The sequence below is a fragment of the Arthrobacter sp. LFS091 genome (genome assembly GCF_047977885.1).
Taxonomy (GTDB): Bacteria; Actinomycetota; Actinomycetes; order Actinomycetales; family Micrococcaceae; genus Arthrobacter.
In genome coordinates this window covers 327,713-351,786 of the sequence record NZ_JBFPFP010000007.1, presented here as the reverse complement: position 1 = coordinate 351,786, position 24,074 = coordinate 327,713, and the positions used below count along the sequence as shown (strand labels likewise).

General features: G+C 61.2%; 20 protein-coding genes. 5 read left to right on the top strand and 15 right to left on the bottom strand.

Features of this window, described 5'->3' with window-relative positions; all coding sequences use genetic code 11:
- Positions 1–46: 46 nt before the first annotated feature.
- The 5 genes from ACNQOP_RS15545 to typA form a co-directional block, all read right to left on the bottom strand.
- Positions 47–1,330, bottom strand: a complete 1,284-nt coding sequence (locus ACNQOP_RS15545) for a citrate synthase (protein ID WP_024817462.1) — start codon at positions 1,328–1,330, stop codon at positions 47–49.
- Positions 1,331–1,562: 232 nt separating this feature from the next.
- A complete protein-coding gene (gene dapC, locus ACNQOP_RS15540; RefSeq protein WP_416405009.1) occupies positions 1,563–2,711 on the bottom strand; it encodes a succinyldiaminopimelate transaminase in 1,149 nt (382 codons plus the stop codon).
- A 14-nt stretch (positions 2,712–2,725) separates the two neighbouring features.
- Positions 2,726–3,052 carry a ferredoxin gene (gene fdxA / locus ACNQOP_RS15535; RefSeq protein ID WP_211711286.1) on the bottom strand — a complete coding sequence of 109 codons (327 nt, stop codon included), beginning with the start codon at positions 3,050–3,052 and terminating at the stop codon, positions 2,726–2,728.
- A gap of 319 nt (positions 3,053–3,371) precedes the next feature.
- Complete coding sequence (locus tag ACNQOP_RS15530; protein WP_235516901.1) at positions 3,372–3,785, bottom strand: hypothetical protein; 414 nt, start codon at positions 3,783–3,785, stop codon at positions 3,372–3,374.
- 34 nt (positions 3,786–3,819) lie between these two features.
- On the bottom strand, positions 3,820–5,736 hold the full coding sequence (typA, locus tag ACNQOP_RS15525; protein ID WP_257371175.1) for a translational GTPase TypA: 1,917 nt from the start codon (positions 5,734–5,736) through the stop codon (positions 3,820–3,822).
- A 282-nt stretch (positions 5,737–6,018) separates the two neighbouring features.
- Here typA and ACNQOP_RS15520 point away from each other — a divergent pair, with 282 nt between their 5' ends.
- Entirely contained in the window at positions 6,019–6,870 is an 852-nt protein-coding gene (locus ACNQOP_RS15520; protein WP_416405008.1) for an SGNH/GDSL hydrolase family protein, read from the top strand.
- Positions 6,871–6,967: 97 nt separating this feature from the next.
- Here ACNQOP_RS15520 and ACNQOP_RS15515 read toward each other — a convergent pair whose 3' ends face one another.
- From ACNQOP_RS15515 to ACNQOP_RS15500, 4 genes are all read right to left on the bottom strand, one after another.
- Positions 6,968–8,683, bottom strand: a complete 1,716-nt coding sequence (locus ACNQOP_RS15515) for an ABC transporter ATP-binding protein (RefSeq protein WP_416405007.1) — start codon at positions 8,681–8,683, stop codon at positions 6,968–6,970.
- Between the two features lie 11 nt (positions 8,684–8,694).
- On the bottom strand, positions 8,695–9,678 hold the full coding sequence (locus ACNQOP_RS15510) for an ABC transporter permease (RefSeq protein WP_257371177.1): 984 nt from the start codon (positions 9,676–9,678) through the stop codon (positions 8,695–8,697).
- Complete coding sequence (locus ACNQOP_RS15505) at positions 9,668–10,597, bottom strand: ABC transporter permease (protein ID WP_235516911.1); 930 nt, start codon at positions 10,595–10,597, stop codon at positions 9,668–9,670. The genes ACNQOP_RS15510 and ACNQOP_RS15505 overlap by 11 nt, the downstream gene beginning before the upstream one ends.
- A 210-nt stretch (positions 10,598–10,807) precedes the next feature.
- Positions 10,808–12,445 (bottom strand): ABC transporter substrate-binding protein, encoded by a 1,638-nt coding sequence (locus ACNQOP_RS15500; protein WP_349472006.1) that lies wholly within the window; start codon positions 12,443–12,445, stop codon positions 10,808–10,810.
- A 305-nt stretch (positions 12,446–12,750) separates the two neighbouring features.
- Between ACNQOP_RS15500 and ACNQOP_RS15495 the strand changes: the two genes are divergently transcribed.
- Genes ACNQOP_RS15495 through ACNQOP_RS15485 form a run of 3 tightly spaced genes read left to right on the top strand, consistent with a single transcriptional unit; the run spans position 12,751 to position 14,786 of the window.
- Complete coding sequence (locus ACNQOP_RS15495; RefSeq protein WP_416405006.1) at positions 12,751–13,443, top strand: histidine phosphatase family protein; 693 nt, start codon at positions 12,751–12,753, stop codon at positions 13,441–13,443.
- Between the two features lie 24 nt (positions 13,444–13,467).
- Positions 13,468–14,019: a DUF3090 domain-containing protein gene (locus ACNQOP_RS15490; protein ID WP_257371179.1), complete on the top strand. Its 552-nt coding sequence runs from the start codon at positions 13,468–13,470 to the stop codon at positions 14,017–14,019.
- Complete coding sequence (locus tag ACNQOP_RS15485) at positions 14,019–14,786, top strand: SCO1664 family protein (protein ID WP_416405005.1); 768 nt, start codon at positions 14,019–14,021, stop codon at positions 14,784–14,786. Before ACNQOP_RS15490 ends, ACNQOP_RS15485 begins: the two co-directional genes overlap by 1 nt.
- A gap of 26 nt (positions 14,787–14,812) precedes the next feature.
- On the opposite strand, the gene ACNQOP_RS15480 is transcribed toward ACNQOP_RS15485, so the two are convergent.
- From ACNQOP_RS15480 to ACNQOP_RS15470, 3 genes are all read right to left on the bottom strand, one after another.
- On the bottom strand, positions 14,813–15,394 hold the full coding sequence (locus tag ACNQOP_RS15480; protein WP_416405004.1) for a hypothetical protein: 582 nt from the start codon (positions 15,392–15,394) through the stop codon (positions 14,813–14,815).
- 27 nt (positions 15,395–15,421) lie between these two features.
- Entirely contained in the window at positions 15,422–15,610 is a 189-nt protein-coding gene (locus ACNQOP_RS15475; protein ID WP_416405003.1) for a hypothetical protein, read from the bottom strand.
- Positions 15,611–15,907: 297 nt separating this feature from the next.
- On the bottom strand, positions 15,908–16,138 hold the full coding sequence (locus ACNQOP_RS15470) for a helix-turn-helix domain-containing protein (protein ID WP_416405002.1): 231 nt from the start codon (positions 16,136–16,138) through the stop codon (positions 15,908–15,910).
- 96 nt (positions 16,139–16,234) lie between these two features.
- Here ACNQOP_RS15470 and ACNQOP_RS15465 point away from each other — a divergent pair, with 96 nt between their 5' ends.
- Positions 16,235–18,301, top strand: coding sequence for an alpha/beta hydrolase (locus ACNQOP_RS15465; RefSeq protein ID WP_416405001.1), 2,067 nt, complete (start codon positions 16,235–16,237; stop codon positions 18,299–18,301).
- Positions 18,302–18,754: 453 nt separating this feature from the next.
- Here ACNQOP_RS15465 and ACNQOP_RS15460 read toward each other — a convergent pair whose 3' ends face one another.
- The 3 genes from ACNQOP_RS15460 to ychF form a co-directional block, all read right to left on the bottom strand.
- Complete coding sequence (locus ACNQOP_RS15460) at positions 18,755–19,783, bottom strand: hypothetical protein (RefSeq protein ID WP_416405000.1); 1,029 nt, start codon at positions 19,781–19,783, stop codon at positions 18,755–18,757.
- Between the two features lie 268 nt (positions 19,784–20,051).
- Complete coding sequence (locus tag ACNQOP_RS15455) at positions 20,052–22,808, bottom strand: hypothetical protein (protein WP_416404999.1); 2,757 nt, start codon at positions 22,806–22,808, stop codon at positions 20,052–20,054.
- Between the two features lie 117 nt (positions 22,809–22,925).
- Entirely contained in the window at positions 22,926–24,011 is a 1,086-nt protein-coding gene (ychF, locus tag ACNQOP_RS15450; protein ID WP_257371188.1) for a redox-regulated ATPase YchF, read from the bottom strand.
- Positions 24,012–24,074 lie beyond the last annotated feature (63 nt).

Below are 24,074 nucleotides of genomic sequence, written 5' to 3'. Positions count from 1 at the left end.
CCCACCTCGCGCGAGGTGGGCGGCCGCCGTCGTTACTGGCTTTGTACTAGTTAGCCGGGTAGTTGCGCTCCGGCTCCCCTGTGTAGAGCTGCCGCGGACGGCCGATCTTGGTCTGGGGATCGTTGATCATTTCGCGCCACTGGGCAATCCAGCCCGGGAGGCGGCCGATGGCGAACAGAACAGTGAACATCTTCTCCGGGAAACCCATGGCCTTGTAGATCAGGCCGGTGTAGAAGTCGACGTTCGGGTACAGCTTGCGCTGGATGAAGTAGTCATCCGCAAGGGCCTTCTCTTCAAGGCGCATGGCGATGTCCAGGAGTTCGTCGTTGCCGCCGAGCTTGCCAAGAACTTCGTGTGCCGTTGCCTTGATGATCTTGGCGCGGGGGTCGTAGTTTTTGTAGACACGGTGTCCGAAGCCCATGAGGCGGACGCCGTCTTCCTTGTTCTTGACCTTCTCCATGTAATCCTCGGGCTTGATGCCGTCGGCCTGGATCTGGCGGAGCATCTTCAGCACGGCCTCGTTGGCACCACCGTGGGCGGGACCGAAGAGGGCGTTGATGCCGGCGGACACCGAGGCGAAGAGGTTCGCGTTGGACGAACCCACCAGGCGCACGGTGGACGTGGAACAGTTCTGCTCGTGGTCGGCGTGCAGGATGAGCAGGAGGTCCAGGGCCTTGACGACCACCGGGTCCATTTCATACTGCTCGGCCGGAAGGCCGAAGCTCAGACGCAGGAAGTTCTCCACCAGGTTCATGGAGTTGTCCGGGTACAGCATCGGCTGGCCAATGGACTTCTTGTGCGCGTAAGCGGCGATGACCGGGAGCTTGGCCATGAGCCGGATGGTGGAAACTTCCACGTGCTCCGCGTTAAAGGGGTCCAGCGAGTCCTGGTAGAACGTGGACAGCGCGGAAACGGCCGAGGAAAGCACCGGCATGGGGTGGGCGTCGCGCGGGAACCCGCCGAAGAAGCCCTTGAGTTCTTCGTGCAGGAGCGTGTGGCGGCGGATCTTCTGGTCGAACTCTTCCAGCTCCGTGGGAGTGGGGAGGTTCCCGTAGATCAGCAGGTAGGAAACTTCGAGGAAGCTCGAGTGCTGCGCGAGCTGCTCAATCGGGTAACCGCGGTAACGCAGGATGCCTGCGTCGCCGTCGATGTAGGTAATGGCCGAGGTGGTGGCCGCTGTGTTCATGAAGCCGGGGTCATAGGCGACGGCGCCCGTCTGCTTCAGCAGCTTGGAAACGTCGTAGCCTTCGTTTCCTTCTACAACCTTGATGCGCGGCAGTTCGAGTTCGCCGCCGGCATGGCGCAGTGTCGCGCTGGTGGTCTCAGTCATGGAGTCCCCTTCATGAGGCCTTTGGGCCTCTATCGAACGCTTGTCCAACCAACTTCTGGTGTCGCCGCCTTCGGCCCTACTGTTGCAGGGCTCCAACGGCCGAAGTGCTTTCTTAGAGAAGGCCACCATTGATAGTCAGTTAAAAAGCTACCGCCAGTAACCCTGCGGAACTAATCCGTGCCGTCCGGTTACTGGCGGAATAGCGCTATAAGTGGCGCAAGTCACAGCTTTGTTATGAGCCTGTACCCAAGCGCTCGACGGCGGCATCAATACGTTCGTCGCTGCCCGTGAGCGCTACACGGATAAAGCCGCTTCCAGCGTCTCCGTAGAAAACACCCGGCCCCACCACGATGCCCAGCTCCGCGAACCGCGCCACGGTGTCCCACGTTGGTTCTCCCGCAGTGGACCACAGGTACAGTCCGGCCTTGGATTCCTGGATCTGCAAACCGAACTTCTCCAGCGCCGGGACCAGCCTTTCGCGGCGGCCACGGTACAGATCTTTTTGGGCCAGGACATGGCCGGCATCCCCCAGTGCCACCCGCATGGCTTCCTGGACGGGGTAGGGAACGATCATGCCGGCGTGCTTCCGGCTGTTCACCAGGTTGGCCATGATTGCTGAGTCGCCGGCGACAAAGGCCGCACGGTACCCGGCTAGGTTCGACTGCTTGCTCAAGGAGTACACGCACAGCAGACCGTCCGTGGAACCGCCGGTAACACGGGGATCCAGGATGCTCGGTACAGCCTCTCCCCCGCGCTGGGCGTCCCATTCGCCCCAGCCGAGTTCGGCATAGCATTCATCGGAAGCCACCACGGCGCCAATCTCGCGGGCTTGTGCCACGATCCGGCGCAGCGACTCAACGTCGCGGACGCTTCCAGTGGGGTTACCCGGCGAATTGATCCAGATCAGCCGTACCTTCGCACGGGTGGCGGGGTCCAGTGCCTCGAGGTCATCCGCGGCAACTGCCGTGGCACCGGCCAGCGAGGCTCCAATGTCATAGGTCGGGTAAGCAACCGTAGGGCGCATAACGACATCCCCGGCGCCCAAACCGAGGAGGAACGGCAGCCAGGCCACCAACTCCTTCGAGCCCACCGTCGGCATGACATCCTTCGGATCCAGCCCCGGTACGCCGCGCCTGCTTGCAAACCAGTCCACCACAGCTTGACGCAATGCCTCAGTGCCGTGGACGGTCGGGTAGCCGTGCGCGTCCGATGCGTTGGCCAAGGCCTCGCGAATCAATCCAGGTGTGGGATCCACCGGCGTGCCGATGGAGAGATTCACCACGCCACCAGAGTGCTTGGAGGCGGTGGCAACGTAGGGCGCCATGGCCTCCCACGGGTAGTCAGGCAGGTTCAGGCCGAAAGCCGGCGCCGCGGAAATCAACGAAACTACCGCCCTTAGTGGTCTTGGTTCTGCGGGGGCAGTGCGGCAATGAAGGGGTGGTCCTTGCCCGTGTTACCGACCTTCGCAGCTCCACCCGGCGAACCGAGGTCGTCGAAGAACTCGACGTTGGCCTTGTAGTAGTCGGCCCACTCTTCGGGGGTGTCATCCTCGTAGTAGATGGCCTCAACAGGGCATACCGGTTCACAGGCACCACAGTCGACGCATTCATCGGGGTGGATATAGAGGGAACGCTCACCTTCGTAAATGCAGTCGACAGGGCATTCTTCAATACATGCCTTGTCCTTGACATCCACACACGGCTGCGCGATTACGTACGTCACGTCCCAGACCTCTCCACAGTTTGTCCCGGTGATGACCGGGGTAATACGGCCGGCATCATGCCGGGCACTCAACTTCCGAGCCTATTATCCAACAGTGCGCCGACGCCAACCTAGCCCGCGTCTTAGTATGAATCCGTGACTTCGCCGCATTTGCCACCCGGACAGTTCCTTCGCAGCGCAGAGCCGGGAATCCGGGTCGTGGTGCGCTACAGGATCGAAGACGGCTTAACGGACGCGCTGGGCTACGTATTGAGAAGCAGCGACAGCAGCTGCACCGTGCGGACCCGGACGTCCGACGTCGAGATTCCCCTGGCGATGGTCATCGCCGCGAAAGAGGTTCCGCCGCCACCGCCGCGGCGGGCTTCCCGAATCGCAGGCGACTGACAACCACCAGCATGATCATTGTCACTGCGCCGATGCCGAAGACCCACACGTTTCCGACGGCGTCGCCCAGGACCAGTTGCTTGGCCGCGCCCGCAGAGGACAGGACGCCGACGGCGGCATAGCTCACCACGCCGGCTACCGCCGTTGGGGCTATCGAGCGCGTCCAAGCGGCCAGCCACAACTGAACGGACGCCAGAAGCACCAGGGCCGCGGCGACTCCCCACGGGACCTCGACGCCGGACCAGAGCGCGCTTTGACGGTGCAGGGCGGTTCCTGCCGCGGCAACGAAAAGAGCCGCCGGGACGGCCGTGGCAATGCCACGGGCCGCACCGGCGACTCCTCTCTTCATTCAGCTGTTCCTGGCTGGTTCAGGCCAGTACAGGCTAGGACTTGGCGCGGGCGCGGTTGGCCTTCGCGCGCTCGTTGGAGTCCAGGATGACCTTACGGATACGGATGGCATCCGGGGTGACCTCGACGCACTCGTCTTCACGGGCGAATTCGAGGGACTCTTCGAGGGTGAGGTCGCGCGGCGGCGTCAGGTTCTCGAAGGTGTCGGAGGAAGCCGCACGCATGTTGGTGAGCTTCTTTTCCTTGGTGATGTTGACGTCCATGTCATCTGCGCGGGAGTTCTCGCCGACGATCATGCCTTCGTAAACCTCGGAGGTGGGCTTCACGAAGAAGGAACCGCGCTCCTGCAGGTTGATCATGGCGAACGGGGTAACAACACCGGCGCGGTCGGCGATCATGGAACCGTTGGTGCGGTACTCGATCGGGCCGGCCCACGGCTCGTAGCCCTCGGAGATGGACGCGGCGATACCGGCACCACGGGTGTCCGTGAGGAACTTGGTGCGGAAGCCAATGAGGCCACGTGCAGGCACGATGAACTCCATGCGGCACCAGCCCGTACCGTGGTTGGCCATGTTGGTCATGCGGCCCTTACGGGCTGCCATGAGCTGCGTAACAGCGCCAAGGTACTCTTCGGGCACGTCGATGGTCATGTGTTCCATCGGCTCGTGGACCTTGCCGTCGATGGTCTTGGTGACTACCTGCGGCTTGCCAACGGTGAGCTCGAAGCCTTCACGACGCATCTGCTCGACGAGGATGGCCAGTGCCAGCTCGCCACGGCCCTGGACTTCCCAGGCGTCGGGACGCTCGGTGGGGAGGACCTTGATGGAGACGTTACCGATCAGTTCCTTGTCCAGGCGATCCTTCACCTGGCGGGCCGTGACCTTGGCGCCCTTGACCTTGCCGGCCAGCGGCGAGGTGTTGATACCGATGGTCATGGAGATCGCGGGATCGTCCACGGTGATCAGCGGCAGCGGCTGCGGGTTCTCGGCATCCGTGAGGGTTTCACCGATGGTGATCTCCTCGATACCGGCCACAGCGACGATCTCGCCCGGACCAGCCGACTCGGCGGGGACGCGGGTGAGCGCCTGGGTTGCCAGGAGCTCGGTGATCTTCACGTTCTTGAGCTCGCCGTTGGCACGTGCCCAGGCAACGGTCTGGCCCTTGCGGAGCGTGCCGTTGTAGATGCGGAGCAGGGCGAGGCGGCCAAGGAACGGCGAGGCGTCCAGGTTGGTCACGTGGGCCTGCAGCACGCCGTCCGGGTTGTACGTCGGAGCCGGGATGTGCTCGATGATGGTCTTGAAGAGGGGCTCGAGGTCCTCGTTCTCCGGTGCCGAGCCGTTGGCGGGCTGGTCCAGGGATGCGCGGCCAACCTTGGCGGCAGCGTAAACAACGGGAACTTCGAGGACCTTGTCCAGGTCCAGGTCCGGAACTTCGTCCGCGAGGTCCGAAGCCAGGCCCAGGAGGAGGTCCATGGACTCATGGACAACCTCGTCGATGCGGGCGTCGGGACGGTCGGTCTTGTTGACCAGCAGGATGACGGGCAGGTGCGCTGCAAGGGCCTTGCGGAGCACGAAGCGGGTCTGGGGCAGCGGGCCCTCGGAGGAGTCGACCAGCAGGACGACGCCGTCAACCATGGACAGACCGCGCTCAACCTCGCCACCGAAGTCGGCGTGGCCGGGGGTGTCAATGACGTTGATGGTGATGGTCTCGCCATTGGACGACGGGCCGTTGTAGGCAACCGTGGTGTTCTTCGCGAGGATGGTGATGCCCTTTTCGCGCTCCAGGTCACCGGAGTCCATGACACGGTCCTCAACCTCACCATGGGAAGCGAAGGAGTTGGTCTGCTTGAGCATGGCGTCGACCAGGGTGGTCTTACCGTGGTCAACGTGTGCGACGATCGCGACGTTGCGCAGATCGCTCCGCGACGCAGTGTTGGTGATGGTTTCAGACATGCGTTAATGACTCGATTCAGTGGTGAAGTCAGCTGTTTGTATCCGCGCGCATACCTGATCGACTTGATCGGAACACACAGCGAAAAGACCCCGGGACACAGGGCACCTAAAGCAAGTCTAAACGCAGAAGCATTTATGCGCCTAAAAAGCAAGCCATCAGCGGCTGGGATGTGGCCTTGCTCACAGCACATCACTGTTTAGTAACCACACGTCCACTTGCTGGATTTTCCGGCGTTCGTGCCCCATGATTGCAGCAGAACCAGTGCCACACGGAGACCTACGATGCGCAAAGCCCCGGCAACGTTCCGCATGCTCGCACCATTGATCGCCGTCGGCGTTCTTTCGGTGGGCTGCGGACAGAACCAAACACCACCCGAACCCGTCTCAACGCGATCAGCCGCGCCCGGGCCGGCACAAACGTCCGCCGCGGAAAAACCCCTGCGGTCCGCGCCCTCCCCCACCGCACTGAACCTGCCTGTCGGTTCCCTGTACAAGAACCCCACGAACAACCGCAATGAACTGGTGCTGGCCGACGTACGCCACACGGCGGTACTGATCGGAGACTCGCAGGCCATGCCCAAGGACTCCTGGCCGCAGCAGGGCATTGCTGCCCTGGGATACAAGCTGCATGTCGTGGGCATGGGCGGGACGGGCTATGTTGCTTCGAACGGCAAGACGGGGAACTACATTGACGCACTCCAGCGTGGCGACTGGGTACTCCCCTATGGCGAGCCTCCCCTGATCGTCATCGAGGGCGGCGGCAACGACGCCACCCAGCGGGCAACGGACGCCCAGATCACCGGCAATGCCGAACGGCTGCTGGCGGCGTTGACCAAGCGCTACCCAGGCTCCAAGCTCGCCATGATCGGTACCCTCGCCCGCGGCGCCAGTAACGGCGGCGCCCGACGCACCGAAGTGGACGCGCTCGTAGGCAGGATCGCGGCAAAACACGGCATACCGTTCGTCAGCGCCGGCGACTGGCTCACCCGGTACAACGCGGTGGGAGATCTCCAGGACGGCGTCCATCTGAAACCCGCAGGACACGCCAAGCTGGGGGCCGTCCTGGCCCGCGAACTCGCCGCGTTGGGCCTGACCGCGCGTCCTGACAGTGAAACCGCGACGCCAGCACAGTAGCGGCCTGCAGGCAGCTTAAACGGCAAGAGCCGGTGGTTTCCTTTGGGGAAACCACCGGCTCTTGCTATATGCGGCTTTATTTGTGTTCGACGCCGGGTCAGGCCACCTCGGGCGGCAGAAGCAGCGAACCACCGGGGATGGCATCCAGCAGGGCTTGGGTGTACGCCTCACGGGGGTTGTCGAAGACGTCGTCCGTGCTGCCCGTTTCCACCAGCTTGCCCTTCTGCATCACGCAGACGTGGTCCGCGATCTGCCGCACAACGGCGAGGTCGTGGGTGATGAACAGGTAGGTCAGGCCCAGGTTGTCCTGGAGCTCTGCCAACAGGTTCAGGACCTGGGCCTGCACCAGCACGTCCAAAGCGGAGACGGCCTCATCGCAGATGATCACTTCGGGGTCCAAGGCCAGTGCTCGCGCAATCGCAATACGCTGGCGCTGACCGCCGGAGAGTTCATTCGGGTAGCGACGCATGGTCGACTGCGGCAAGGCCACCTGGTCCAGAAGCTCACGGACCTTCTTCTCCCGGCTGGCCTTGGTGCCGATCTTGTGGGTGCGCAACGGCTCTTCGATGGTCCGGAAGATGTTGTACATCGGATCGAGGGAGCCGTACGGGTCCTGGAAGATGGGCTGCACCCGGCGGCGGAACTTGAACAAGTCCCGGCTGTTCAGCGTGGAGGTGTCGACGCCGTCGAAAATGATCTTTCCGGACGTCGGTTCCAGCAGGTTCAGCACCATCTGGGCAACAGTGGACTTGCCCGAGCCGGACTCCCCCACAATCGCGGTGGTGGTACCGCGGCGAACGGAGAACGAGACTGAGTCAACAGCCGTGAAATCAGTGGTCTTGCCAATGCCTCCACGGAGCTTGAAGACCTTGGTCAGGTCCTCAACCTTCAGCACTTCCTCGGGAAGTGCCGACTCGACCACCACGGGTTCCGTGGGGGCCAGCAGCTCGTCGGACTCGACACCCTGTTCCTTGGCGACCTGGATACGGCGGGAAGCCAGGGAGGGCGCTGAGGACACCAGTCGCTTGGTGTAAGGGTGCCGCGGGTTGCGGAGCAGCTCGAGGGACGGACCTGATTCCACAACCTGGCCCTTGTACATGACCACTACTTTGTCCGCCCGCTCGGCCGCCAGGCCGAGGTCGTGGGTGATGAGGAGGACAGCCGTACCCAGCTCGGACGTCATCTTGTCCAAGTGGTCCAGGATCTGGCGCTGTACCGTCACGTCAAGGGCCGACGTCGGCTCATCCGCGATCAGCAGGCGCGGCTGGCAGGAAAGGCCGATGGCGATCAGCGCGCGCTGGCGCATGCCGCCCGAGAACTCGTGCGGGTACTGCTTGGCGCGGCGGGCTGCGTCAGGCAGGCCGGCCTCGGACAGAACCTTGGCAACATCCTCGGGGCCGGACGGAAGACCGTTGGCTTTCAAGGTCTCCTTGACCTGGAAACCGATCTTCCACACCGGGTTGAGGTTGGACATCGGGTCCTGCGGCACCATTCCAATGGAGTTGCCGCGGAGTTCGATCATCCGCTTCTCGCTGGCGTGGGCAATGTCCTCTCCGTCAAAGAGGATCTCGCCGCCGGCTACGCGGCCGTTCCCCGGCAGCAAACCGATGGCGGCGAGGGCCGACGTCGACTTCCCCGAACCTGATTCGCCCACGATGGCCACAGTTTCACCGGGCATCACCGTGAGGTGCGCATTCCTGACGGCGTTGACCTCACCAGTGCTGGTGGCGAAGTTGATCGCGAGGTTCTTGATCTCCAGAAGGGGACGCTGGGGGCCGGCGACTTCTTCCTGGATGTGAACTGAAGAGTTCATGGCTTCGCCTTTCATCGCTTACGCGCTTTGGGGTCGAGGGCATCACGCAGGGCATCGCCGAGCATGATGAAGCTCAAGACTGTAATCGACAGGGCAATAGCCGGGTAGAGCAAAGGCATCGGGTTGGAACGCAACGATGCCTGCGCCGCCTGGATGTCGTTACCCCACGACATAACGCTCGGTGGGAGCCCGATGCCGAGGAAGGACAGCGTGGATTCGGCCACGATGAACGTGCCCAGCGAGATGGTTGCCACAACGATGATCGGAGCCAACGAGTTGGGGAGCACGTGGCGCAACAACGAACGGAACTTGGAAACACCCAGCGAGCGGGCAGCGACCACAAAGTCGGCATTCCTGACTTCAATCACTGCGCCACGGGTGATGCGGGCAATCTGCGGCCAGCCGAAGACGATCAAAATCAGTACCAACGTCCACACCGTGCGGTTCGCACGGAACACGGGCAGCTGCATCATGACAATGGCGCCGAGGATAAGCGGCAAGGCGAAGAAGATGTCCGTCAGGCGCGCCAGCAGGGCGTCAGCCCAGCCACCGTAATAACCGGCCAGCGCACCAATGATGCCGCCAAAAAGAACGACGCCGATGGTGGTGAACAGGCCAACAGTCACCGAGGAACGGGTGCCGAAGATGACGCGGGCATAAACGTCACAGCCCTGCTGGGTAAACCCGAGCGGGTGCCCGGAAGCGGGCCCGCCATCGGAGTTGGACAGCTGGCAGGCCTCGGACGTGGGATCGATCTGCGAGAACAGGCCCGGGAAGAGCGATACAACCACGACAGCCAGGATCATGATCGCCGAGATGATGAACAGCGGCTGCTTGCGCAGGTTCTTCCACGCTTCGCCCCAGAGGCTCGAAGGCGCGGAGTCTTCCTTGACCTTGTCGGTCGCCTGGAGGGGCGTTTCTTCAAGATCGGCAACGAAGTGCTCGATGTGGCGCGGGGCGGTGTCCTGCCCAGTGAGGTTATTTTCAGGAGTCATAACGGATCCTCGGATCAAGCCAGGCATACAGAAGGTCAACGAGCAGGTTGGAGAGACAGTAGATCAACACCAGCACTGTGACGATGCTGACCACGGTTGGGCCTTCACCGGACAGGACGGCACGATACAAACGGTTACCCACACCGGGGACGTTGAAGATGCCTTCCGTGACGATTGCTCCACCCATCAGTGTGCCGAGGTCGGCTCCCAGGAAGGTCACCACCGGGATGAGCGAGTTGCGGAGAATATGCACATTGATGACCCGGAAGCGGGACAGGCCCTTGGCCGTCGCGGTCCGGACGTAGTCGGCATTCATGTTCTCGATGACGCTGGTGCGGGTAAGCCGCAGAACGTAAGCGAATGACGCCAGGCCAAGAACGATGGCCGGCAGGATCAGGTCTTGAACCGTAGCCGCCGCACTGACCGTGGGTTTGGCCCACCCCAGTTGCACGCCAATGAAGAACTGCAGGATGAAGCCGAGCACGAAGATCGGGATACCAATGACGATCAGGGATGCGATCAACACGGTGCCGTCGAAAAGCTTGCCCTTGCGAAGACCTGCGACCAAGCCGAAGGCGATGCCGAAGACGGCTTCAAAAATCAGGGCCATGACGGCGAGGCGTGCTGTCACGGGGAAGACCTCGCCAAGTACGGCTGCGATCGGCCGGCCGGAGAAGTCCTGGCCGAGGTCGAACGTGAAGATGCTCTTGAGGTAGAGCAGGTATTGAACAATGAAGGGCTGGTCCAGGTTGTACTGGGCACGCAGCTTGGCCGCGACCGCTTCGTTGACGGGTTTGTCACCGAAGAGAGCAGCAATGGGGTCGCCAGGCAGGCTGAAGACCAGGAAATAAACCAGCAGTGTCGCTCCCAGGAATACGGGAATCAGCTGGAGGAATCGTTTAAGGATATAGGTGGCCATCAGCTCACCACACCCCGATCAGCAGGCACCCGGGGCTGGGGTGCAGCGGAGTTGTTCATCAAAGAACCTTTTCGTCTGATGTGCAAACGTTCCATGCCAAGGCAGTGTAGGCCTGCACAAGGACGCCCAACCAGAGTTGGGCGTCATTGATTTGCAACGAGATAAGGCGGCGGAGGTGCTCAACTGAGCACTTCCGCCGCCGAATCGCGCTTACTTGCCGGTGATGTTGTAGTAGAGCGGGACGCCGTCCCAGCCGTAGTCAACATTCGAGACGCCGGTGCTCCAGCCACCCTGTGCTACTTGGTACCACAGCGGGATGGCAGGCAGGTCCTTGAGAAGGATTTCCTGCGCCTTGTTCATTGCCTTGTTGCCGTCGGAAACGCTCGGGGCGGACAGGCCATCGGAGATAGCCTTGTCGAACTCGGGGTTCGCGTAGCGGGCATCGTTGGAGCCTGCACCGGTCTTGTAGATCGGTCCGAGGAAGTTGTACAGCGACGGGTAGTCTGCCTGCCAGCCGGCACGGATCGAACCGGTCAGCTTCGCCGAGGTCGCGAGATCGCGGGCTTCCTTGAAGGTGGCGAACGGAAGGCCTTCGGCCTTGATGCCGAGGTTGTTCTTGAGCTGGTTGGTCATAGCCTCAACCCAAGCCTTGTGGCCACCCTTGTCAGCGTTGTATGCAACGGTGAAGACGGTGTTCGGATCCCACTTCTGGATGGCGTCTGCCTTGGCCCAGAGGTCCTTGGCCTTGGTGGCGTCGAACTTCAAGTTGTCAGAACCGGGGATGCTGTCGCTGTAACCGTCCAGGACGGGAGCGGTGAAGTCCTTGGCCGGCTGGCGACCGCCGCTGAAGATGACCTTGGTGATCTCATCGCGGTTGATGGCCATGGAGATGGCCTGGCGGCGCAGCTTGCCGGCTTCGCCACTCCACTCCGGAAGGTATTCCGGGATGGCAATGGTCTGGTTGCCCGCGTACGGCTTCTCGATGAAGCGATCGCCGAGGTCGGTCTTGAAGTTCTTCAGTGCGCTGGTGGGGATGGTCTGCAGGATGTCCAGGTTGTTGGACAGCAGGTCCTGGTATGCAGCGTCGTCGTTCTGGAAGATCTTGAACGTCACGCCACCGTTCTTGGCCTTGCGCGGACCGTTGTAGTCGGCGTTCGGGACCAGCTGGATCTGCACGTTGTGCTGCCAGCCGTTCTCTGCCATCTTGTACGGGCCGTTGCCTACAGGCTTTTCGCCGTAGGTCTTGGGATCAGCAAGAGCTGCTGCCGGAACGGGCATGAAGGCCGTGTAACCGAGGCGCAGCGGCCAGTCAGACTCGGGCTGCTTGAGCTCAACGGTGAAGGTGGTGTCGTCAACGACCTTGAGGCCGGACATGGTCGCCACCGTGGAACCTTCGGCGCTGGTCTCGTCGTAACCCTTGATGCTTTCGAAGAACGTGGCGCTGAGCTGCGCGTTCTTTGCTGCTGCACCGAAGTTCCACGAGTCAACGAACGTCTTGGCCGTGATGGCTTCGCCGTTGGTGAACTTCTGGTCCTTCTTCAGCTTGATGGTGAAGTTCTTGGCGTCAGGCGCCTCGATGGACTCCGCCAGCTCGTTGACGGGCTTACCGGACGGGTCGTAGCTGACAAGGCCCGAGAAGATCAGCGTGGCAATCTTTCCACCGCCGACCTCGTTGATGTCTGCCGGCATGAGCGGGCGCTGCGGCTCAGAGCCGTCAGCAATGATGACCTTGTTGGGGTCGCCTGCGGATGAACCGGAGTTGTTGCTACCGCCGCCACCGCAACCGGTGGCTGCGAGGGCGATGATCGCCGCTACGCCTAGAGCTTTGGAAGTGCGCGAGAAACGCATTCCGCCTCCTATGAGTCGTGGAGTTGAGGAGGGGAAATTCGTGATTCCCCCCAGGCACAAGCACAGTTTCCTACTGTGACGTTGCCTACATGTGAGTGTAAGCCTACCCACATTGCGTCCGGATGTTGGGACTTGATGGCCAAACTGTAACCGTTCCGCAACCTCTACATGCCTAAACTGCCGGGAATTTCAAGTCAAACGCTACTCGGTGGTAGCATTCGCTGTCTGACAGCAGGACAGGAATGATCTTCGCCGGTGCCGGGCTGGCGACCGACCGCCGTCGGGCGTGTAGTTAGGCTAAGGGAATGGCGACAGTTATCCTCGTGCGGCACGGACGCACCACAGCCAATGCCTCCGGACTCCTGGCCGGGCGGGCTCCCGGAGTCAGCCTCGACGCGATCGGGCGCGACCAGGCAGCCGTCACCGGAGACCGGCTTGCGTCGGTGCCATTGGTCGGGGTGGTGTCGAGCCCCCTTGAACGTTGCCGGCAGACTGCCGAACTCATCATTGACCGCCAGGCCATCAAGCCGTACTCCCCGATCGAACCTGCGCTCACCGAGTGTGATTACGGCCAGTGGCAGGGACGCAGGCTCAGTGAACTCGCAACCGAGGACCTGTGGCAGGTCGTACAATCCCAACCATCCGCAGCCGTCTTTCCCGGCGGCGAGTCGATGGCCGCCATGCAGGCCCGCTCAGTAGCAGCCATCAGGCGCCACGATGCAGCCTTCGAAGCCGAACACGGCCCGGAGTCCGTATGGGTGGCGGTCAGCCATGGCGACGTCATCAAGTCCATACTCGCCGATGCGCTGGGAATGCACCTTGACCTCTTCCAGCGCCTCAGCGTTGACCCCGCCTCGGTATCGATCGTCCGCTACGGCTCCCCCCGGCCTGCCGTCGTCGCGACCAACACCGTGGCCGGCGATCTTTCCTGGCTCTCCCGGAGCGCGCCCTCGGGGGATGCCCCCGTGGGCGGCGGCGCCGGGCACACGACGCCCTGAGCGTCCTCTGCCTAGAATATTGACATGCCTACACGTGTTCACGAGTTTGCTTGGCCCGATCGGGTAGTGATCGGTACGATCGGCCTTCCGGGCGCGCGCACGTTCTACCTGCAGGTGCGCGCAGGGAAACAGATCGTAAGTATCGCCATGGAGAAGCAGCAGTCGGCTCTCCTGGCCGAGAAAATCGACGAGATTCTCGACCAGCTCATCACGGTGGGAGGCAATCCCTTCAGTGTTCCCACGGGCACTCCCATAGAGCTGGTGGACAATGATCCGTTGGAGCCCGTCCAGGAGCAGTTCCGTACCGGAGCCATCAGCCTGGGTTGGGACCCCACCACGGCCCAGGTGGTGATCGAGGCCTATCCCATCTCCGAGCTCGATGACGAAGACGATGATGCGCTGGACCTGGATGATGCTTCCGACCGCGAAATGCTGCTGGTACGGATGCCGGTAGGAACAGCCCGTGCGTTCGCCAAGCGCACCCGGGAGATCGTGGACGCCGGCCGTCCTCTGTGCCCGCTGTGTGGCAACCCGATGGATGCCGAAGGTCACGTCTGCCCCTCCCCCGGGCTCTGATGCCGACGCCGGACCTGCTGACCGCGGAGCTCACCCTCACCGGACGCATCACGACGGCATCCAACGCCACGTTCCTGGGCAGCATCGGCGAGGTTGCGGTCGTCTACAAGCCGATAGCAGGCGAAAGTCCGCTCTGGGATTTTCCCAGCGGGACCCTGGCTCACCGTGAGGTGGCCGCTTTTCTGGTCTCGGAGACCTTCGGGTGGGGCGTCGTTCCCCGCACGTGGCTGCGCGATGGCCCACTGGGCGAAGGAATGGTGCAACTGTGGCAGGACCAGGACCCGGCCCAAAACGCCGTGGATCTGGTGGCTGCGGATTCAGTGCCGGAGACGGGTTGGAAGCGTGTTCTCGAAGGCCAGGACGAGAACGGACGGACCGTTGCGCTGGTCCACGAAGATACGCCGGCACTCAGGCGCACAGCGGTGTTCGACGTCGTGGTGAACAACGCCGACCGCAAGGGTGACCACATTCTTGCCATGGCTGACGGACACCGGCACGGCGTGGACCATGGGCTCACCTTTCACCAGGACCACAAGCTGCGCACCGTGCTGTGGGGGTGGATTGGGGACGCGCTGAACGCAGATGAACTCGCCGGACTGGATCGTGTCCGCGACGGGCTCCGGGGCGAGCTGGGTCAACAACTCGCGGGGCTGCTCAGTGCCGAAGAAGTCGAAGCATTGGCGTTGCGCTCCGACCGCTTGCGCTCTGTTGGGCAGTTCCCAGCGCCCAGCGGAGAATCGTCTGCAGTTCCGTGGCCGTTGTTTTAAAGCACATGGCCGCCAGGAACTGCTGTTCAAGGCGGCCATTTGTGTGGACTTGGCACTCTAGACGTTGAAGCGGAACTCAACCACGTTCTGTCGCTGCTGGTTTCGACTTCGGGGCTTGGTTCCAGCTTCCGGGCTACCCGGAGATTGTTGATGAACATCGCGGCCCACTCGTTCGGCGGATGATGGGCATCTTCTATTTGCTTCACGGTGTGACCGCTTCCGCTCAGTTTCAGCATCGTCTGCTCGAGCAGTCCGTTGATCACTTTGTGCTCGACGCTCATCCACTTATCCAGGCGCCTGTAATGGTCGCTGGTGACGCCATCAACGAGCTCCATCATGGAGGAACGAACCCGCACGAGAACCGGTCGGAGATCCTGGGCAAGAACGTTGGCGCCCACAACGTCCTGCATGGCACTGATGACTTCGCTCCACAGTTCCCGTTTTCTTGCGCGTGCGCCTTCCTCTTCGGCCCGAATCGCCCTCTGGTCTGATGCGGCCGCACGCTTGTCGGCCCGCGTAGCGCGACGATCCGCTTGTAAAGAGATGATGAAGCCGGAAAGACCCGTTACGCCACCGAGAATGGCAATTACCGTCGCCAGGACGTCCATATCAAGTCCCCTTTATACAGTGTCCGGTTAGTCTTCTGCTTTGTCCGTCGGACCAAACCAGTGCCCCGGAGCTGTTTCCGCCCATCGCTCGAGGGTGTCAGTATTGAGGCCGTGGTAGCCCGCGAAGGTGTGAGCAGCTTTGTAAAGTATCAGGCAGCCCAAACGGGCCTGGTAGTCGAGGACTTCGGCGACCGGAGGATAGGTCCTGAATGTCACACCTTCTACCTCCACAGCTACCGATTGAAGGGCGAGGGCCATGATGAAGGGTGCGAGAGATCGGACAAAGAGTCGTACAGCGCCTTAGCCGTCTTGACATTGAGAGAGACGAAGAGGTCGTTGGCTTTGCCGAGAGACAGCATGGGTTCGCCTCCGATCTTCCACTCCTCTTTGTTGTTGGGTGAATCCAGCGGAATGTGAAAATCGCCCGGGAATAACGACTCGATCATTTTCAGCGCAGCATCGCGCTCCTGCTATATCGAACCCAGGCTTTCATGCCTCGCATCAGCAAGACTTTTACTCAGGCAGTTCGCCGGCGGCGATCCGCTCTGCAGTGACCCTGCACGCCTCAGCGATGTAGCTCTCCACATCGGTGGCAGCAATGCGCCAGACGTTCCGGCCTACAACCTGGATACCCCGCAGATCGCCTGACTTGAGCAAGGCCCGGATCTGGTTCACTGACACATTCAGTTCCTCGGCAACCTGCTCCGTCGTAAGGAACCTATGCTTCTTGGCGTCCTCTGGCATACACCCACCCTAAAGTCGGCTGGCGCCTTAAACTCCCAACCGCGCAAACAGCGGTTATGCTAGTCGTTGGATTTATTGTTCTGGTTGGGGGCAGGCATGGGAATTGCTTTTGATGACGGCGCAGCCGATGCGCTGATCAGTGCTGCGAACGCCGCCGACGAGGTTCTGCGTGCCGAGGGTGGCTTCCTGTACGGAGCCGTGGAGCAGGCAGTGCAGGACTTCAACGGCGGCTACGCACGTTTGTTCGAGGACGCCTGCGGCATCAGGTCCGATGATCGCGGCAAGCTCTCAGGTGTTCTGGCAGTTCTGGCGGACGACGTTCGCGACGCCAAGCACAGGGCACAGCAAGAGAAAGCCCGGCAAAAGAACATGGATGCCTGGCAGCAGCGCGACAACATCCGCAAACAGCACCTGCTCTCCGGTGACATCGCGAAAGCATCCGCGACACTCGCCACCATGGTCCTTGACCCGATGCCCGAGAGTACACCGGTCCCGGCACCGCCTGTCTCAGCTGTGTTTTCTCCGCGGGAACGGCCCCGGTTCGCCGGCGGACCAGGAACCGGAACCACCTCAGCAGATCCAGGCAAGCTGCGCGGCTTCGCGTCAGTGTCCCGGACTGCCACGAACACCCTGAACTCACACTTCAGCAGCGTCAAAAATGCCTGGAGCAGCTTCACAGCATCGTGCTCCTGGGTGAACATCGAGACTGAATCATTTGTCGCCGGCTTTGAGCAGCTCCTCGCCGCCAACGCAGCAGACGCCGATTGGATAGAGCAGGTCGCCACCGCATTCGAAACAGCCGGCAGTGGCGCTATAGCGGACAGCATGCTCAACGGCCTCTTCATCCAGTACACAGCACCAAGCCAAGTGGGCTTGAACGACCTCGCGACCCTGAACGCCGCGCAGCTGAAAACATGGCTCGCCGCACCAGCGAACAAAGCCCGACTCCAGGGACTACTGCAACAGCAGGAATACAACCCTGCCGTGACAGCAGCGTGGTGGACCAGCCTCGGCCACACAGTAGATACCGGCACCGGCAAAGTTACTCCCGGCGAAACCCAGAAACTCCTCATCAATACGTTCCCGTCAATCATCGGAAATCTGCAAGGGGTTTCCTACACTGCAAGAAATCAAGCCAACCAGTTAGTGCTGACGCAGATGCTGAAGGAATTCGACGTCTTCGTGCACGAGACAGCCAAGGGGACCCACCCAACTCCGCCAACGTGGTTGAACACACCGGGCTACCTCGACCGACTCAGAGGCATCAAAAGTGCCTTGGAGCCCGGTCGCAGTGGTATTGAGAAGCAACTGATCAGCCTCAATCTTGAACAGCCCGGCGCTGCTATCAGCGTCGGAGATCTCGATGCGGCCAAAGTTACGACATACCAAGTCCCGGGTGTCGATACAACGGTGGCCACGAGCATGCCAGATCTAGTCCGGGCCGCCGACGGCCAATACGGAGAGCAATACCGCATTGCCGAGCTGAGTTCGACCCCGGCAGGAAACCCGCCACGGCTGGCAGTGGTGGGATGGTTAGCTTTTGAACCTGCATCAGCTGCAGGTGTCTTTGACGACACCAATGCCAGGACAGGTGGGTCGTTCCTGAGGAAAGACATCAACGCTCTCGCGGCCGTTCAGGACAGCCTTGGAAACGTTGCCAGAAATAACATCTCTGGCTTGTCCTATGGCACGTTGACGGCCCAAGCTGCAGCTGTGGAGGGCGTAGCTGTCGACAGCGTCAATCTCAACGCTGATATTGGCGTTCTGCAGGGAGTGTCAGGCGTAAAGGACTTTCACCTCAACCCCGGGGCAGATGTCTACCAGACCAAGTTCACCGTCGACAATGTCTCCGAAATTGGAAACGTAGGCAGAGAACGTATTCAAGGCTTCCACACGCAGACGTTCCAGGCTCCTCAGGGTGGACCATCGTTCACAGTGCCCCTACCCGGTTATGGTGCGACGCAGCTCGGAGCCGATGGGACCGGGACTGCCGAAAACGAAGTGTCAGCATTACCAACCGAGAACCACGGCTGGCTCCAGGCAGAAGGCAAACTTGGATACGCTTCCGTAGGTACCGAGTCCAGCATCAACCAAGCCAACGCCTCACTCGGCCTGACAGATAGTCTGACGAACTCAGGAAAACCCGTGGTGCATAACAAATGAAGGAACCAGAATTGCTGAACAGACGAAGAATGACGGCAACCGTTTTCACGGCCTGCTCGGTCCTTCTGCTCGCGTCCGGATGCTTCTCCACAACACCGGGCAATGACGGAACGGCGACTCCCTCATCTTCGCAATCGAATTCAACAAGCGATCTTCCCAGCAGCGGAGAAGGAACGACAATGACGCCAGAAGCAGCCAGCGCGGAGTTCTTCGGACTACTCGATGAGATCCAAGCGATGGCGCCGGGTGATTGGACCAATAAGGATGTTCCGGCAGGTGGCTACTGCAACTTCCAGAGAACCGGAAGCGGCAAAGAATTCGGCGGATCCAGGACCAGAGGGCCCCTTGGCGACACCGAGCGCGAGATGCTAAGGCAAAAGGTCGAGGCGTTCTATAAGTCCCGCGGGTACGACGTGAAGGTCTTTGATCAGTCGACGGCCACGAACAAGCTCATCATAACCAACGGCTTCGGACCGGATGGATTGGTTCTTCAGGTGTATACCGGCGATCTCGGCACAACTGTCGCTGGCAATAGCCGTTGCGTTGCTGATCCGGACGGTAGTAAATAGCCTGCCCGTCCGCGGGGTCATGATTACGACGGCGAATGAGGAAATCGCCATTGTTGAATCGGCAACAGATGCTATCCAGGCCGTACCGCAGATTGTTCGTCCAGGGAGCTGAAGCTGGCCCTAGCGCTCGGCACCTCAACCGACTGCGCAGCGAATACGGCTTCAGCTCAGGATTCTTTGCATAAAGCCTCGCCAAGTAAGCGTCCTTCCTCTGCTCGATCTGGGCAGTAACATCCGATAGAGCCTTCTGCTGTCTACCGACCTCGGCAGTGTTGGCAGCCGTGTTCGACTCGTAGAAGCCGTCGGCAAGTTCGCTCTGCAGGCGCGCCCTGCGGCTGACTCTCGTATCCTCACGGATCCGCTCGGTCTCGACTTCACCCCAGAGCTTCCACTGCGATTCGTTCGCCGGCTGACCAAGCTCAACTCGCTTTTCGCGAATCTCGTGGATCTGGGTATATAGGATTCGTATCTGGTCTTTCTTGAGCTCACGCGCCTGAAGCTGCGCACGTACCTCGGGGTGCAGTCCAGGTCCCTGGCTCTCCAGGAACTTCGGACCGATGCCGTGGGGAATCGTCGACTCATCCAGACGCTCACCACGCTCGAGCGCTGCAACAGCATCCGGCTCCCAGACAGCGACGGCGTCGACAATCTTCTGGGACCGCTCGGACTTTATCCGGGTGTTCGCCAAGGCTGACACATAAGGCTGCTCCGACGGCGATTGCTCCCGAGCCGAAGCGGTAACGGTGGTTTCCTTGACCACGACTGTGTCAACCTGTTCCTGTTCCGCGGCCATAGCGGATGCGCCGGCTGCGGGTTCGGCCGGAGCGGATGCTGAGGACCTCTCCACCTCGACAGTGGGTTTGAGAGCTTCATGTTCGAGCGCTTCAGCGCGTTGCCTGCTCCGCTCCTTCATGACCTCCAGATAGCTTTGAGCCTCTCCATCATCGCGTCACGGGTGCTGAGCGGCTGCTCCACGACCGGCTCCTCGACGCTGGTCGGGATTCGGAGTAATCTCGGCGGGCTCAACCGCGGACTCAAGATTCAGCTGCTTGACGAGCTGTACCCTGGCCTGCGCCGTCAGATGCGTCGAAGCATTCAGCACGCGGACCGCGAGGACGTCACGGTCCTCGTCTGGAACCTTCTCGACGTCCCGCAGTTCGACCGTATCGACCCCCCCGTGGTCAGAAGTCCAGGCAGCTGCTCGTCAACCCGTGAGCCTGCACGTAAGCCCAGACGTTGGTGACCGTCGGAGCCAGGAGGCCCGCATCCACGATCAAAGGCCAGGTCAGCTGCGGGACAGCCTCGATCTTTTGGATCGTGGCGAGAGCGGAGCTCTGCTCAATCACTTCGCGCAGCTGGTCCTCGGTCCATGACTCGTGCTGCTCGTTGATGACATCGACCAGCACGGACTCCGTGAGCACGATCGGCCCGATGGCATCCATTGAAGCGATGTAGTCCCCGATGCGCTTATTGCAGAACTCCCACACGCTCTGCTTTTGGCGCACCTCGTCGAGCGTCGGGTCTACGTCGATCCCGAGTGCCATCTGCAGGTTTGGTGAGCTGAGCTTGTACCTGTGCGCTGCCACGATACGGTCCCGGAGCGGCGTGCTCAGGCCACTAAGGTCCGTGACCACCAGCTCCACCGCCTCGAGGATTTCGAAGACCCGCTCAGTCTGTGCTGCAGTCTGACTCTGACTGAGGGCGGTGAGACGCTGATAGGAAGACTCGAGCAGCGCCCTCGAGGAATTGCCGATCTCATAGACGTCGATACTCAGCGCGTTCAGGAGCGCCGTGTCGAACAGCTTCAGCCGCGTCTCTTCGTCCGGGATGCCAGGGTGCTTCGCGACGTACTCGAAGACATCGGGCCACGGGTGCTCTGTCAGTTGTTGGATGAGGAGCTCGCGAGGGGCGTCAGGTGTGTTGAGGAAGGCATCCATGAATGCATGGACGTCCTTGCCGTCATGCATGACGACGTACGCGACAAGTTTCTTCGCGTCTTCTGGTTTTTCATTGAGCAAGTAGGACGCGACTTGGAGGTTCAGAGCACTTACGGTGCTCATGAAGTCCGCCGGCACCTGCTCAAGCAGGTTGCTCATGGCCTTTTCCGACGTGAACTCGTAGTCGAGGTACATCTCGTTCGGCTGGACACTGTGGTTGTAGAAGAACGCCACGTCGACGCCGACGTACTTGCCGTAGAAGATCGCGGAGTACTCAGCGTAGTTGCGCGTGATGAAACCCCGCCGCACGAGATCGCGCGCCAGCTCTGACTCAAGTACCTCGGTGATGCGCTGATCGAACCTGATTCGCCCCTTCGGTACGCCTTCGTAGCTGGCCAGTCCGGCGAAGTCCGCACCTCGCAACCCCGCGATGTCCTGGTCGTATTGACGAAGCAGGCGGGCAGATTCGGCGGGATCGGGATCCAACCATTGCGCGGAACTCATGACCTCTGGAAAGACGCGGCCGATCTGTCCTGCAGAGGGCGTCACCGTAGCCCCGCGGTTCTGCACGAGAGAGAAGGACTTCGACTTGGCCACGCGCTCCCAGAATTCCACTGTGTCGACGGCATTAAACCCGTAGCCCTGGTCATCGACCATGACGGACGAGTATGAATAGCCGTTCGGGGAAGGGAACATGTCCTTGAGATCGCGAAGCCTGCCCCCCAACTCCACTGCGGTGGCTTCTTTCCGATCGCGCTGCTCCTCGGTCCTCATCCGCTTGCGCCGCTGCTCCTGCAGACCCTCGATAAGGGTCCTGACCTCGTCGCGATGGAGCTGTTCGAGCTTATCGAGGGTGCTGGTGCGCTGCGAGATTGCCTCGAAGTCAGCGAGGTGGAAGTTTTTGTACGCGACAAGTGCGAAGAGATGGTCCGCCGTCATGCCCGGCGCACGGTTCTTCTTCTTCCACAGCAGATGCTCAGCGAACACCACGAACTCGTTGCAGATGTTCTTCATCAGACGCATGTCGGTGGTGTGCCGTGCGATCAAGTCCAGGAGAGGACGTGACACGACGTTCTCGGCAAGACCGAGTTTTACCAGCTCCTCGCCGTCCTTGAGCTTCTCTTCTTCATCTTTTTCGTCTTTGGATTCCGGATCCGTTCCGAGCTGCTCGAACAGGCTGTCCTTGATCGCGTAGATGAACCGAAGAGGCTCGTTCCCCGCCTGCCGGTTCGCGGAAGCATTGACGAGGGTGTTCAGTTCCCGGAGCGAGTCGAAGATCTGCGGATCCTCGAAGCGGTCCAGATCTTCGAAGATCACGAACTTCGGCTTGACGGTGTCAAAGAAGGCAACGATCTCGTCGAGAAAGCTGTCAAAGTAGGTGGTCGGGCCTTCGCCCAGGGCGATTTTCGTGCCGGCAGTCGTGACCTCCGAAACGATCCGGTCGCCGATGATCCACCGTGCCGCCCACAGCGACGCCAGAACAAGGCCGAAAAGCATTCCAGCCCGTACGAGGTACCCGGGCAAGTCCGCTGCGGCGTCCGGCCAGCCGGGCCCGGAACGCACCCCCAGCACCCACAGAAGCCCCAGACCCACAACACTGACAAAGAGGGCGTGCAGGAACGCCCTGAACTTGGTCACGGGTTTGGGGCGGGCGAACCGGGATCGACGGATCTTCCCTGGTGTCAGCCGGTAGACGAGTTGTTTGACCAGTTCCTTCTGGATCCGGTTGGTCAGGTCCTCGTCGTCATCATCCGGGCCAATGGTGTTGATACTGATGCGGATAGTGTCTTTGTCGTGCTTCTTCTGAAAGTTGTCGAGCACGCTGGACTTGCCGGCTCCGTAGCGGCCGGTGAGGGCGATGTCGCGGTTCCTCTTGTCGAGGACCGCCTCTTCAAGGTGCCACACGTAGATCCCGTGCTGGCCGCTGAATTCAGGGGCGAGGCTGCGCAGCTTGATCGGCTGCTTCGGTGCCTCTGGCTGCTGCGGACGTTCCTCGGCCACGGTTCCTCTCGCCCCAAAAAACGTTAGACGGCAGCGTCCAGCTTCAGAGGCACGGTCGGGCGTGCTTCTGAAGCTGGACGCCAGGTGATTCTATGAACTACTTCTTGCCTTGATTCGCTAGACGTTGAAGCGGAACTCCACCACGTCGCCGTCGGCCATCACGTATTCTTTGCCTTCAATGCGGACCTTGCCGCGGGACTTTGCCTCAGCCATGGAGCCGGCGTCGATGAGGTCGTCGAAGGAGACAACTTCGGCCTTGATGAAGCCACGCTGGAAGTCGGAGTGGATGACGCCGGCTGCCTGGGGTGCCGTGTCACCCTGGCGGATCGTCCACGCACGGGTTTCCTTCGGACCAGCCGTGAGGTAGGTCTGCAGGCCGAGCGTGTGGAAACCAACACGGGCCAACTGGTCCAGGCCGGACTCGCTTTGGCCATTCATTTCCAGCATTTCGCGGGCTTCTTCCTCGTCCAGTTCCACGAGGTCGGATTCCAGCTTGGCGTCGAGGAAGACCGCGTCGGCCGGAGCCACCAAGGCCCGAAGTTCTTCCTGCTTGGCCGGGTCGCCGAGGATGCCTTCGTCAGCGTTGAAGACGTAGATGAAAGGCTTGGCCGTGAGGAGGCCGAGTTCCTTGAGGTGCCCCATTTCGAGCTTGTCGCTCTTGATGGAGGAGAAAATCGTGTCGCCGCGCTCCAGCACAGCCTGGGCAGCCTTGATGGCGGCCAGTTCGGCAGCTTCGCGCTTCTTGATCTTGACTTCTTTTTCGATGCGCGGGATCGCGTTTTCGATGGTCTGGAGGTCGGCCAGGATCAGTTCAGTGTTGATTGTCTCCATATCGGAGCGCGGATCAACCTTGCCGTCGACGTGGATGACATCCGGGTCATCGAACACACGGACTACCTGCGCAATGGCTTCGGCCTCGCGGATGTTGGCAAGGAACTTGTTGCCCAGGCCTTCGCCCTCGGAGGCGCCCTTTACAATGCCCGCGATGTCCACGAAGGATACCGGGGCAGGCAGCAGCTTCTGCGAACCGAAGATTTCGGCCAGCTTCGCGAGGCGCGGATCCGGCAGGTTGACTACACCCACGTTCGGCTCGATCGTCGCGAACGGATAGTTCGCGGCGAGCACCTGGTTTCGGGTCAGTGCGTTGAAAAGGGTTGATTTGCCGACGTTGGGCAGTCCGACGATGCCAATAGTAAGAGCCACGAGCATTGATTCTACCCGTTGATACCTTGTCCATGCTTGTTCGGCCCGACGCTGTGGCGACCC